The organism is Pseudomonas sp. GW822-FHT06D10, from assembly GCF_058799535.1.
On sequence record NZ_JBXALN010000005.1, the window covers coordinates 490,171 to 503,166 of the forward strand.

At 61.6% G+C, this 12,996-nt stretch carries 11 protein-coding genes; 9 read left to right on the forward strand and 2 right to left on the reverse strand.

Annotation, left to right across the window (positions count from 1 at the left end; all coding sequences use genetic code 11):
- Positions 1–8: 8 nt before the first annotated feature.
- Genes AC1RL5_RS19500 through AC1RL5_RS19520 form a run of 5 tightly spaced genes read left to right on the forward strand, consistent with a single transcriptional unit; the run spans position 9 to position 5,026 of the window.
- Entirely contained in the window at positions 9–1,421 is a 1,413-nt protein-coding gene (locus AC1RL5_RS19500) for a PIG-L deacetylase family protein (RefSeq protein WP_072452051.1), read from the forward strand.
- A gap of 53 nt (positions 1,422–1,474) precedes the next feature.
- Complete coding sequence (locus AC1RL5_RS19505; RefSeq protein WP_072452050.1) at positions 1,475–2,353, forward strand: DUF6625 family protein; 879 nt, start codon at positions 1,475–1,477, stop codon at positions 2,351–2,353.
- A gap of 2 nt (positions 2,354–2,355) precedes the next feature.
- The gene (locus AC1RL5_RS19510) at positions 2,356–3,507 is read left to right on the forward strand and encodes a glycosyltransferase (protein ID WP_093406926.1); all 1,152 of its coding nucleotides are present in this window, start codon (positions 2,356–2,358) and stop codon (positions 3,505–3,507) included.
- On the forward strand, positions 3,507–4,391 hold the full coding sequence (locus AC1RL5_RS19515; RefSeq protein WP_072452048.1) for a glycosyltransferase: 885 nt from the start codon (positions 3,507–3,509) through the stop codon (positions 4,389–4,391). The genes AC1RL5_RS19510 and AC1RL5_RS19515 overlap by 1 nt, the downstream gene beginning before the upstream one ends.
- Positions 4,392–4,405: 14 nt before the next feature.
- A complete protein-coding gene (locus AC1RL5_RS19520; RefSeq protein WP_072452047.1) occupies positions 4,406–5,026 on the forward strand; it encodes a CatB-related O-acetyltransferase in 621 nt (206 codons plus the stop codon).
- A gap of 79 nt (positions 5,027–5,105) precedes the next feature.
- On the opposite strand, the gene AC1RL5_RS19525 is transcribed toward AC1RL5_RS19520, so the two are convergent.
- Positions 5,106–6,968, reverse strand: coding sequence for an O-antigen ligase family protein (locus AC1RL5_RS19525; protein WP_492589529.1), 1,863 nt, complete (start codon positions 6,966–6,968; stop codon positions 5,106–5,108).
- Between the two features lie 156 nt (positions 6,969–7,124).
- Between AC1RL5_RS19525 and msbA the strand changes: the two genes are divergently transcribed.
- The 4 genes from msbA (at position 7,125) to hldE (ending at position 11,962) form a co-directional block, all read left to right on the forward strand.
- Positions 7,125–8,930 carry a lipid A export permease/ATP-binding protein MsbA gene (gene msbA, locus AC1RL5_RS19530; protein ID WP_072452045.1) on the forward strand — a complete coding sequence of 602 codons (1,806 nt, stop codon included), beginning with the start codon at positions 7,125–7,127 and terminating at the stop codon, positions 8,928–8,930.
- A gap of 187 nt (positions 8,931–9,117) precedes the next feature.
- Positions 9,118–9,822, forward strand: a complete 705-nt coding sequence (locus AC1RL5_RS19535; protein WP_072452044.1) for a sulfotransferase family 2 domain-containing protein — start codon at positions 9,118–9,120, stop codon at positions 9,820–9,822.
- Positions 9,815–10,426 (forward strand): adenylyl-sulfate kinase, encoded by a 612-nt coding sequence (gene cysC / locus AC1RL5_RS19540; RefSeq protein ID WP_011058902.1) that lies wholly within the window; start codon positions 9,815–9,817, stop codon positions 10,424–10,426. The genes AC1RL5_RS19535 and cysC overlap by 8 nt, the downstream gene beginning before the upstream one ends.
- Before the next feature lie 102 nt (positions 10,427–10,528).
- A complete protein-coding gene (gene hldE, locus AC1RL5_RS19545) occupies positions 10,529–11,962 on the forward strand; it encodes a bifunctional D-glycero-beta-D-manno-heptose-7-phosphate kinase/D-glycero-beta-D-manno-heptose 1-phosphate adenylyltransferase HldE (RefSeq protein ID WP_072452042.1) in 1,434 nt (477 codons plus the stop codon).
- A gap of 52 nt (positions 11,963–12,014) precedes the next feature.
- Here the strand turns inward: hldE and AC1RL5_RS19550 are convergent, their stop codons facing one another.
- On the reverse strand, positions 12,015–12,986 hold the full coding sequence (locus AC1RL5_RS19550; RefSeq protein ID WP_072452041.1) for a metal ABC transporter ATPase: 972 nt from the start codon (positions 12,984–12,986) through the stop codon (positions 12,015–12,017).
- Between the last annotated feature and the right edge of the window lie 10 nt (positions 12,987–12,996).

The window sequence follows — 12,996 nt, forward strand, 5'->3', positions numbered from 1 at the left end:
GTCAGCCCATGAGTCGCAAGCAACAACTGCTCAAGCGCCACCGGCGCAATAAACGAATTGCTCTGTTGATCGGGCTGGTGCTGCTATTGGTGGTCGGCATCCTGGTGGCCTGGTGGGCGCCGGTATTGCTGGCGGTATTAGCCTGGCTGGCCCATGAAGCCTGGTTTGCCGATCATCTGTTCTATTCGCCCAAGGATGATTACTGCTACGACTTCGGCAGCGATGCCCAGCAGGCCGCTGTGCGCCTTGAAGCGGGGCGCCTGTTGCTGGAGGCGCCGCTGGCGCTGGCTGGGGATGAAACCCTGGTTCTGGGCGTGCACGTCAAGAGCTCGTGGCTGGGACGTTTTCTCGACCCGGCTGTTGAGGTGTCTGGCGGTCCGCTTGCCGATCGTCAGGTGTTCGAGCGCGGGGTCAACGGACTGCGCTACCTCAACCTCAGCGGCCTGGCCAGTTCCCTGGTCAGTGGCGAGCTGAGGTTGCGCGGGCGCTTCTGTCGGCTGCGCATCCAGCCGCAACTGATGTTCTGGCGGGATCCCGACTACCGGCGCCAGCGGGTGATGGTGATCGCTCCCCATGCCGACGATGCCGAGTTGGCAGCCTTCGGTCTGTACAGCCAGGCCGACGAGGCCTGGATCGTGACCCTCACCGCAGGCGAAATCGAGGCTGAGCATTACCAGGCCATGGGCATGAACCCGGCAGACGCGGCGCGGATCAAGGGGCGCTTGCGGGCCTGGGACAGTATTACTGTGCCGCGCTGGGCCGGGGTGCCTGAATCCCATTGCGTGCAGCTGGGCTATTTCTGCCTGCAGCTGCCTGCCATGCAGGCAGCCCCTGAACAGCCGGTGGCCTCTCGCGAGGCGCAACTGAGCGATATCCGCTTGTTCCGCCAGTTCAATCCATTCCCGCTGCCCGCCGACCAGGACGGGTTGCCGACCTGGAACAATCTCCTGGCCGACCTGCGCGAGCTGCTGCTCAAGGCGCGCCCTGAAGTGATAGTGCTGCCGCACCCGACGCTCGACCCTCATCCCGACCACATCTGTGCTCGCGAGGCGGTCATGCAAGCCCTGGAAGGGCTGGCCTGGCAGCCGGCCACCATCCTCGGCTACGCCAATCACCTGCATGACAACGACCGCTGGCCCATGGGGGACTCGGGCGCAGGCATTGCGTTGCCGCCGGTGTTCGAGTCGACGGCGGTGTTGCGTCCCTGGTGCTTGTCACTGTCCCAGGGCGAGCAGTATGACAAGGCCATGGCCTTGGGCATGATGCATGACCTGCAACCGAAAATGCCGTTCAAGCGACGCCTGCGCAGGTCGATACAATGGCTTATGGCCAGCAGGGTGCCTTCGGCACTGGGGGAGAATGAGTTCTTTCGCAAGGCGGTCAGACGCCATGAGCTGTTCTGGCTATTGCAACAGCGATAAACCGACATAACCATGGGGGCGTTTTGTAGCCCCAATCCGACAGTGAGTCCTTTGTGATCAATCCTCGCCCGCGAATCTTGTTTCTCATGCCCTACTTCGGGCGTTGGCCATTCTGGATGCCGTTTTTTCTCGAAAGCTGCCGCCGGAATCCGGATATCGACTGGCTCTTTTTCAGCGACTGCGGGACCCCGGACAATCTGCCGCCGAACGTCAAGCTTGAAAGCATGAGCTTTGCGGAGTACTGCGCTTTGGTATCCCGGCGCCTGGAGATCGACTTTGCGCCCAATGCGGCCTACAAGCTCTGTGATATCAGGCCGGCAATGGGGTACATCCATATTGATCGTCTGGAGGGCTACGACTTCTGGGCCTTCGGCGATATCGACCTGGTCTACGGTGATCTGCGGGCTTATTTCACTCCGGACCGCCTGGCGGGGTATGACCTGTTCTCCACCCATGAACGGCGTGTCGCCGGGCACTTGTGCCTGATACGCAATACCGCCCGTAAGCGTGAATTGTTCAGGCAGATCAAGGATTGGCAGAAGCGCTTTACCGACCTGCAGCACCATGCACTGGATGAGGGAGCCTTCAGTCGGATTTTCCTCTGGCGCAAGAATTTTCCGGAGCCGCTGTTCAAGCTGGTGGGCAAGTTCAATCCATGGCGCCGCCGCAGTGAGTTCACCGAGGCCTTCAGCACGCCGGGTGGAGTCATCAAGTGGCATGACGGCAGCCGTGATTTTCCGACGCGCTGGTACTGGAAGGATGGGCGTCTGACCAATGACCGCGACGGCGACCGCAGTTTCCCGTATTTCCACTTTGTGTGCTGGAAGCGCAATGAGTGGTCGCAGTTGCCGGAGCAGGATGCGCAGTCGCTCCAAGCCCTGGCCAATGAGCCGTCCTGGATCATCGATGCCACAGGTTTTCACCGGGGATAGTTATGAACCAGCGCTTCAAGGTCCTGCAGTTGCAGCCGGACTACAACGTCAAATCCCACGACTTCGCCGACCTCGCCGAGCAGATCGTCAAGGCCTTGCCGGCCGAGCGTTACGAAGTCACCGCAGCGTTCCTGCGGGGCCGCCCCGGGCCGAACGATCCGGTGAGTCGCGCCGCGCATTCGGTGTACTTCGAGTTTTCCGACCAATCCCTCAAGGGCATGCGCCTGCGGGCCATGTGGCGGCTGTATCAGTTCTGCCGCAAGGAACAGTTCGATGTGGTGATCTGCAACCGCTTCAAGCCGGTAAACATGATGCTGGCCCTCAATCGCTGGTTGAAGGTGCCGTTGTGCATCGGAATTTCCCACGGTTTCGGTGAGTACGACCGGCTTTACCGGCGCCGCCAGACCCAGCGTCTGATCGATCGGCATTGGCGCTTTGTCGGTGTGTCCCCGGCCGTCAAGCAGTACCTGCTCGATTGCCAATGCGGTTTCACCGACCAGAACACCTGGGCTATCACCAACGCCATCGATATCGAACAGGCAGAGGCCTTGCAGCATTCCCGCGAGCGCTCCCGAGAGTTGCTGGGGCTGGCCCCCGATGTGCGTCTGATTGGTGCCTTGGGCCGCCTGGTGCCGGTCAAGGGTCATACCTATTTGTTGCAGGCTTTTGCTCAACTCAAGGACAAGTACCCGCAAACTCAGTTGGCAATCATTGGTGCCGGTCGTGAGGAAGCCAATCTGCGCGCTGAAATCGAGCGCCTGGGGCTGCAGGGCCGTGCTCACCTGCTGGGGTTCAAGGAGAACGCCCTGCAATACGTGCGGGCCTTCGATATCTGGACCATGCCGTCGCTGGCCGAGGGGCTGGGCCTGGCCTTGCTTGAAGGCATGAGCGGGCAGTTGCCGGTGATCGCCTCGAACGTGCCGGCCATGCTGCCCCTGATCGAGGGGGCTGGCGGACTGGCCGTGGAGCCGGCCAATGTACCGGCGCTGGTAGCCGCACTGGATGCCTATCTGGGGCTGTCCGACGAGGATCTGGCCGCCAAGGGCCAGCAAGCCTATGCCTATCTGCAGAAAGAACACGATATCGAGGTGTTCCGCGAGGAGTACCGGCAATTGATCGACTCCGGCTTGAGTCAAGCGGGCAAGAGGCAGTAATGACAGACCAGCAACCTGTGGTGACGGTGATCATCGCCTCCTACAACCACGCGCCCTACATTGAGCAAAGCATTCTCAGTGTGCTTAATCAGACCTATTCGAACATCGAGCTGCTGGTGGTGGATGACGGTTCCAGCGATGACAGCGTCGAGCGTATCCGGCGCCTGCAGGAGCAGCATGGCTTCGACTTCCGGGTCCAGCAGAATCAGGGCCTGACCAACACTCTCAATGGTGCCATTGCACGGTCCAGGGGCAGCCTGATCGTGCCCTTCGGCTCCGACGACATCATGCTGCCCGAGCGCATTGCGACTCAGGTGGCCTACATGGATGGCAAGCCTGAGGTGGGGATCTGCGCGGGCAATATCGAGCTGATCGACAGCGACGGCAACCTGTTTCCCGAGAAGCGCCAGCGCCGTGACGTGCCGTTCCGACGCCTGGACTTCGACGACATGTTCCTTGAGCGCAAGCCCTATCCGCCAGCTCCGACCCTGATGATTCGTCGTGAGGCCCTGGAAAAGGTCGGCGGTTTCGATCCGAATATCCGCCTTGAAGACCTGCTGATCGAGTTGAAGATCACCCGGGCCGGCTATTTCATTGATGGCTTGAACGTGTTGATGGCGCGGTATCGCAAGCACGCCACCAACTCCTACAAGAACCACCGGTTCATGATCGACAACATCCTGCGTTCCTACGCCCTGTTCAGCGACCACCCGCTGTATGACGAGGTGCGCTACAAGTTCCTCAGTTCGATGTTCCTCAAGGTTTCCAATCGGGATCGCAAGCTGGCGCGCGAGTTGCTGGCACAGATCCCGTTCAAGGCCTGGAACAAGAAAACCTGGCGTGGATTGGGCCGCCTTTATTTTTCTCCACTGGAAAAAGACTGAAGAGACGCCGGAGCATGGGCTGGATTCAACGTTTTCTGGAGAAGCGCGCCAAGCGTGCGATCCGCAAGCTGCCGAAAATCGAGCGCGGCGTGGTGCGTTTTCAGCAGAGATATCCAGGTTACAGCATCGGGCGTGGCAGCTATGGCTTGCCCGAGGTGCATGACTGGCAGGAGGGCTCGACCCTGAGCATCGGGGCGTACTGCTCGATTGCCGAAGGGGTGCAGATATTCCTCGGTGGCCACCACCGAGCGGATTGGGTCACCACTTATCCCTTCCCGGCCATGCTGCCTCAGGCCGCGCACATCAGTGGCTACGCCGGGACCAATGGCGATGTCCGGGTGGGCAGTGATGTGTGGCTGTGTTCCAACAGCACGCTGTTATCCGGTGTGACCATTGGCCATGGTGCGATTGTCGCGGCGGGAGCGCTGGTCACCAAGGACGTCGAGCCTTATGCGGTCGTCGGTGGCAACCCGGCGCGTTTCCTGCGCTGGCGCTTTCCTGAGGAGCAGCGCCAGCAACTCTTGCAGAGTGCCTGGTGGGACTGGCCGGAGGCTGAGTTGCACGGGTTGGCCGACAAGCTCTGCTGCGATGATATCGACGGCTTCCTGGCCTACGCCCGGCAGCGCTCAGCCTGACCGCTCGCTGTTTAATCCCTTCCGAACCTGTTCCAGGCAGCCTTGTGTAGCTGTCATGGAACAGGTGCGTGCGCAGGGATCAGCGAGCCACCTGGTGCAGGTCATTCGCCGGTAGCGGCTTCAGCAGTCCGGTGGCCAGGGGCATCGAGGTGTCCAGGGCGTAACCGGCCTGCAGCGCGTCCAGATGCTCCAGGAACAGCCAGCCACAATCCTCGGCATAGCGCTGCATATGGCGCACATTGCGCTGGCGCAGCGACTTTCTCAGTGAGGAGGGATAGATCCGCAGGTCTGCAAGATCGATCAGCCCGAACTCGCCATTTTCCAGTACCAGCACATTGGCCAGGTGCAGTGAGCGGAAATAGACCCCTTGCTCATGCAGGTTGGCCATGAAGGCGCCAAAGCGCTTGATCAACTTGGCACGCTCGTCGCCAGAGCTTGCCGATTGCAGACTCTGGCGCAGAGTCTGGCCGGGCAGCGGTTGGTAGCGCACTGCGTTGCTGCCGTCGGCAAGACGATACAGTCCGAGAATTTGCGGGGTGGTGATGCCCAGATCGCGCAGTTGCTCGCTATTGGTGGCAAACCGCGTGGAGTAGGGATTGAACCCGCCGGAGGTGTACCAGCGGCGAGGGCGAAACAGCTTGAGGAAGCTGCCGTCGTCAAGACACAGGACCTTGGGACCCAGGCCGTCGGCCTCGATAACCCGGGCATTGGCCATCAGATTGTCGGCGTCGGTCTGGGTGAGCGACTCCACCGGGTGGCTGGGTGAGCGTCGTGCACGTTGGTTGATACACAGTGCAGCGATCAGGGCCAGGGGAATCCACAGCAGGAACCAGTGCTCTTTGGGGCGAGATAGAATCCCGCCGCCTTCGGTCAGGCCTGCGCCAATGCCGAACATCAGCCAGGTCGAGGCCAGGATCAGTAGTGGTTCGGCCCGCAGTTGCCAGCTTTTGAACAGGGCCCAGGCCTGCATGAACAGCCACGGCAGCAGGCCGACGATGCCCACATAGTAGAGCACGCCCAGGGCGAAGTTATGGGGCTCTTGCAGCAGGAAGCCGATGCCGGGGTCCAGGGATAGACTGGCGTTATAGCCGTGGCCGATCCACGGGTGGTTGGCAATCTGTTCCAGGGCTAGGCGCCAGAGATCGAAACGCGACGAGCTGCCCCGTTCCAGAAGCATCTGCGAGAATAGCGCAACGACGACTATACCGCCTGCCAGCATGCCGCCCAGCAGCATCAGCGAACGACGGTTCCAACTAATGAAGCTCAGCCACAGTGCCGCCAGGGTCAATGCCACCAGAGGCGTTCTGGAGCCCGTGGCGATCAGCGCGGCGACCATGACGACCAGTGCCGGAACGCTCAGCCAGAGCATCTGGTAACGACGGCAGTTCATGCTCAGGCACAGCCAGTAGACACAGAAGAACCCAAAGACATGGGAGCTCAGCAGCGGGTTGTCAAAGGCGCCCGCGCCGACCATTCGCAGTTCGGGGGTGTGGTATCGAGCGAAGACGTACAGGTTGAAGATCGAGGCGATGAGAGCAACGATCGCAGCGCAGAAGACCAGAGGCTGTAGCACCTCCCCGCGGTAGCGAACCAGTAGCATGCAGCCGGCGAACAGCATCAGGGTGTGCAGAGGGGTCTTGATTTCCCCCAGCACGCTGTCCACCGGAGGGCTCCAGGCCAGGCTGACAATGGCCCAGGTGCAGAACAACAGCATGGCGATGAAGACAGGTTCGCGCAGAAGGCTTTTCAGTTCGCTGGGGCGAGTACACAGCGCGATCAGTGTCGGGATGCTGAACAGTCCGTAGTACAGCTTGTGCAATCCACTGCGCCCCGGAAGGAAGAACATCGCACAGAGAAGCAGTAGATAACCGATCGGCAGAATCCACAGGCAAATGAAATCGAATACTCGATTGGCCGTATTGTGAAGGGCATTGGGTTGCATGCTTGAACGTTCATCCCGGAAGTTAAGCTGGCAATCATAACGACTAATGGCTGGCGGTGTCGTTGGTCAGCTGAACAAACTCGGGCCTATGGGAGTGCCAGTACCGCGAACAAGCTGTGCTAAAGTCAGCCTCCTTTTTGACGACATTCGCGTGATATGACCGACTCCAGTCCTGACGCAAGCCCCTCGAGCTTGAAAATCTACTTCCGTCTGCTCGGCTATGTGCGGCCCTATATTGGTCTGTTTCTCATCAGCATCGTCGGGTTTCTGATCTTCGCTTCGACTCAGCCCATGCTCGGCTACATCCTCAAGTATTTCGTCGACGGCCTGTCCAACCCTCAGGCGGTGCTGTTTCCCGGTGTGCCTTATCTGCGCGACATGCAGTTGCTCCAAGCTGTGCCGCTACTGATCGTGCTGATCGCTGCCTGGCAAGGCCTGGGCTCCTACCTGGGCAACTACTTCCTGGCCAAGGTATCCCTGGGGCTGGTGCACGATTTGCGGGTGCAACTGTTCAACAACCTGTTGACCCTGCCCAACCGTTACTTCGACAAGCACAACTCCGGGCACCTGATCTCGCGTATCACCTTCAACGTGACCATGGTCACGGGGGCGGCGACGGACGCGATCAAGGTGGTGATCCGCGAAGGCATGACCGTGATCTTCCTGTTCGGCTCGCTGTTGTGGATGAACTGGCGCCTGACCCTGGTGATGATCGCCATCCTGCCGCTGATCGCGGTCATGGTCCGCACCGCCAGCAAGAAATTCCGCAAGCAGAGCAAGAAGATCCAAGTGGCCATGGGTGATGTGACCCACGTTGCCTCGGAAACCATCCAGGGCTATCGCGTGGTTCGCAGCTTTGGCGGCGAGACCTATGAGCAGCAGCGTTTTCTTGCTGCCAGCCAGGGCAACACCGACAAGCAACTGCGCATGACCCGTACCGGCGCCATCTACACCCCACTGTTGCAACTGGTGATCTACAGCGCCATGGCGGTGCTGATGTTCCTGGTTCTGTATCTGCGCGGTGATGCTTCTGCCGGTGAAATGGTGGCCTATATCACCATGGCCGGTCTGCTGCCCAAGCCGATCCGCCAGCTGTCCGAAGTCAGCTCAACGATCCAGAAAGGCGTGGCGGGTGCGGAGAGCATCTTCGAGCAGCTGGACGTCGAGCCTGAGGTCGATCGCGGCACCGTCGAGCGCGCCAGCATCAATGGGCACCTGGAGGTGCGCAACCTGAGTTTCACCTACCCGGGAACCGAACGGCAGGTGCTCGATGACATCAGCTTCAGTATCGAGCCCGGGAAAATGGTGGCGCTGGTGGGGCGTTCCGGCAGTGGCAAGTCGACCCTGGCCAACCTGATTCCGCGGTTCTATCACCACGACAAGGGCCAGATTCTTCTGGATGGCACCGAGGTCGAAGACTTCCGCCTGCTGAACCTGCGTCGGCATATTGCTCAGGTTACCCAGCACGTCACGCTGTTCAGTGACACCGTGGCCAACAACATTGCCTACGGTGACCTGGCCGGTGCGCCGCGTGAGGACATCGAAAAGGCCGCCGCCGATGCCTATGCCATGGACTTCATTGCCCAGTTGCCCGAAGGCCTGGATACCCAGGTAGGGGAGAACGGCGTACTGCTTTCAGGTGGCCAGCGCCAGCGCCTGGCGATTGCCCGGGCCTTGCTGAAGAACGCCCCGCTGCTGATTCTAGACGAGGCCACTTCGGCCCTGGACACCGAATCCGAGCGGCACATCCAGGCCGCACTGGACAAGGTCATGAAGGGCCGCACCACCCTGGTGATTGCCCACCGCCTGTCGACCATCGAGAAAGCCGACCTGATCCTGGTCATGGACCAGGGGCGGATTGTCGAGCGCGGCAGCCATACCCAGCTGCTGGCACAGAACGGCTACTACTCGCGGCTGCATGCCATGGGCCTGGAAGAGCCCGCGCCCAGCGGAATCGCCTGACCTGTTCCGGGGAGCGAGCTGGCTCGCTCCTCGGGGCCTTGGTGTGCAAGGCACCTTGGCATCATTTGTAGCCGCTTCCTTACAGTCTTGACCAAGCCTAAATAATTCTGCGTTTCCCGCTTGTTATGGTTCCCGCCTGAATCTTTGAACAGATCGAGGGGGCCATCCCTCTCGCGTGGGTAGCAGAATGTTGCAACGCTTTGTGTGGAAGTTATTACCCAAGACCCAGCGCAATTTCCTGCTTGGGCGCCTGTCGGTGGTGGATCGCCAAGTGGTGAACAAGTCCATGTCGGCCAATGTGCGCTTTCCTGATGCTTTCTCCCGGCACTCCTGCCTGTTCATTCATGTCCCCAAGTGCGCGGGCAGCAGCATCTGTTCGGCATTGTTCGACGGTTGGATGCCCGGGCACCTGCCGTTGTACTGGTACGAGCAGCAGTTTCCCCAGGCCTTTTCCAGCAGCTTCAAGTTTGCCTTCGTGCGCGATCCCCTGGAGCGCGCCTACTCGGCCTACGCTTTCCTGCGGGGCAATCGCCTCGGCCGACGGGACCAGGCAGCCCAGGCGCTGGTAGGGCATTACCGCGACTTCGATGACTTTGTCGGCCGCTGGCTGCATCCGGAAACCATCCACAAGCAGATGCACTTTGCTGCCCAGAGCGATTTTCTCACCGACTCCCTGGGCCGCCTGGCCCTGGATTTCGTCGGCTATCAGGAGCACCTGCAGCGGGATTTCCAACTGCTGTGCGAGCAGTTGCAGGTCCAGACCCGATTGCCCCATGTCAACAGCACCCAGCAGCGCCATAGCACCCCCGTCAGGGATATCTGTTCGGTACGCACCCGGCGCCTGGTGCGCCGGGTCTATCAACGCGACTACGAGATGCTCGGTTATGAATAAGCTTGCCTGTGTACCGCTGGAACGCCCGCAAATCCGTCCCTACAGCCTGTCGTTGTCCACCGAGGCCCGGGCCGCCCTCAAGCAGCAGCAACCCTGCTGTCTTTGGCTGACCGGATTGTCGGGGGCCGGCAAGTCGACCCTGGCCAATCTGTTGGAGCTGCGGCTCAACGAGTTGGGTATGCACACCTTCGTCCTCGACGGCGACAACGTTCGCAGTGGCCTGTGCAGTGACCTGGGTATGGGGGCCGAGGCGCGCAAGGAGAATATCCGCCGCATGGCCGAGGTGGCACGGCTGATGGTGGACGCCGGCCTGCTGGTCATAGTGTCGGCAATCTCGCCGTTTCGCGCCGAGCGCGATGCCGCCCGCGCGCTGTTCGGCCCGGGGGAATTCATCGAGGTGTACGTCAGTACACCTTTTGACACCTGTGCCCGGCGTGACCCCAAAGGGTTGTACCAGGCTGCGCTGGAGGGGCGGATCAAGGACTTCACCGGGCTCGACAGCCCTTATGAAGCGCCGTTGCAGGCCGATTGCGAGATCGACACGGCGACCGTGGCACTGCCGGAGGCGATCCGCCGCCTGCTGCAACTGCTGCCCCGTAAATAAGCGGCAAGAATTCTTCGTCGGCCCCATTCAAGGCATAGAACTAGGCGGCGCCAACCCTGTGTTAATATCGCGCCCCTGTTCATTTTGTATGTGGGATGCTCCATGAAGTTGTCCATGCCGCGATTCGATCAAGCCCCCGTCTTGGTGGTCGGCGATGTCATGCTCGACCGTTACTGGCATGGTGGTACCTCACGGATTTCCCCTGAGGCGCCAGTGCCGGTGGTCAAGGTCGAGCAAATCGAGGATCGCCCCGGCGGTGCCGCCAACGTTGCCCTGAACATCGCTGCCCTCGGCGCGCCGGCCTCCCTGGTGGGCGTGACCGGCGACGATGAAGCCGCCGACAGCCTGGCCAACAGCCTGCAAGGCGCGGGCGTGCGTGCGTTGTTCCAGCGCATCAAGCACCAGCCGACCATCGTCAAGCTGCGGGTCATGAGCCGTCACCAGCAGTTGTTGCGTATCGATTTCGAAGAACCTTTCGCCACCGACGCCCTGGCCCTGGCGGCCGAGGTTGATGCCCTGCTCGACGGGATCAAGGTGCTGGTGTTGTCCGACTACGGCAAGGGCGCGCTGCGCAATCACCAAGTGCTGATCGCCGCTGCGCGGGCCCGGGGCATTCCGGTACTGGCGGACCCCAAGGGCAAGGATTTCTCCATCTACCGCGGCGCCAGCCTGATCACGCCGAACCTCAGCGAGTTCGAGACCATCGTCGGCGGTTGCGCCGATGAGCACGACCTGGTGAGCAAGGGCGCGCAGTTGATGCATGACCTGGAGCTGGGGGCGTTGCTGGTGACCCGTGGCGAACATGGCATGACCCTGTTGCGCCCCGACCACCCGGCCATGCACTTGCCAGCCCGGGCCCGGGAAGTGTTCGACGTTACCGGTGCCGGGGATACGGTGATCTCCACCCTGGCGGCCGCCATTGCTGCTGGCGAAGAGCTGCCTCATGCAGTGGGCCTGGCCAATCTGGCGGCCGGCATCGTGGTTGGCAAGCTGGGTACCGCCGCCATCAGTGCTCCCGAACTGCGCCGGGCGATCCAGCGCGAGGAAGGCTCCGAGCGCGGGGTGCTGAGCCTCGACCAGTTGCTGCTGGCCATCGATGATGCCCGAGCCCACAACGAGAAGATCGTCTTCACCAACGGCTGCTTTGACATCCTGCATGCCGGGCACGTGACCTACCTGGAGCAGGCGCGAGCCCAGGGCGACCGGTTGATCGTGGCGATCAACGATGACGCTTCGGTCAGTCGCCTCAAGGGCCCTGGCCGTCCGATCAACAGTGTCGACCGGCGCATGGCGGTGCTGGCGGGGCTGGGGGCGGTGGACTGGGTAATCAGTTTCCCCGAAGGCACCCCGGAAAACCTCCTGTCCCAGGTTCGGCCGGACGTGCTGGTGAAGGGCGGTGACTATTCCATCGACCAGGTTGTAGGTGCCGATATAGTCGGTGCCTATGGCGGCACCGTTAAGGTGCTGGGGCTGGTGGAAAACAGCTCGACCACGGCTATCGTCGAGAAGATCCGCAAGACCGACAAGGCCGAGTAACGGCCTTGCGGTCCGCAAAAAAGGCGCCTGTTGCAGGCGCCTTTTTTTGGCCTCAGCCCTGGCGCCGGGCCTTGCCGGGGACGATCTTGCGCAGGATCTGCCGGGCCCGGCCGGTTAGCCGTGATAGCTTCGACGCCTTTTGCGGTGGCTCCAGGCCCCGCTGCCTGAGCCAGTCCTTCCAGCGAATCCGCTCGTCACTCACCACCCAGCCTTCCTGCTGGGCGAAGCTTTCCGCCAGGTACAGGCCGCGGGTGCTGGCCGGATGCAACTGGTCTTTCTTCAGGGTGTAGAGCTCGGCGCAGGGCTCGCCGTTGTCCAGGGGCATCAGGTACAGGTCCGGGCGCTTGCGGTCCAGCCGTGCCACCAGTTGGTCGCCCTCCAGGCGCTCGTCGACGTGGAACAGGCTCAGGGACTTGGCTTCCCTCGGCACGTCCAGGCGCAGGTCGTAGATCAACTGCAGCGAGGCGGTGGGCAGGTGCACATAGGCCCGGGGACGTTCCAGCAACTGCAGGTTGCCACAGCGTACCGGCAGCGCCGCCCCGGACAGCGGGGTCAGGCGAAAGGGCAGGGCCTCGCGATAGTGCAGGGCGTCGGCATAGGGCGCGGGCAGCCAGGTGTCGTTGAAGCGCCCACCGAGCCAGCCTTCGGGGGTTTCCAGCAGGCATTCCTCGGCAATTTCCTGGATCGCGGTATGCAGCGGCAGGTTGAGCTCGTGAGCCGGGACATAGCCGGAAATCAGCTTGAGCACTACATCGCCGCGATCCTGGCGGCGCTGGCGCACCAGCACCCAGTAGTCGCGGTTCTGCCAGTGCAGGGTCAGGCGCACCGAGACCCCGAGATTGGCCAGCTCCAGGGCGAAGCGCTGATTGTCGGCCACCGTCACCGCGCGCCGGCGCTGCAGGGTCTGGGCGAAGTTCAGCGGCATTCCGACGCTCTGGTAGCTCAAGCCTTCGGGAGTCGCTTCGACGAACAGGGGCAGGGTCTTGAAGTTGCTGGGGTTCTTTCTAATGAGCGGTCGCGACATCTCGGCTCCT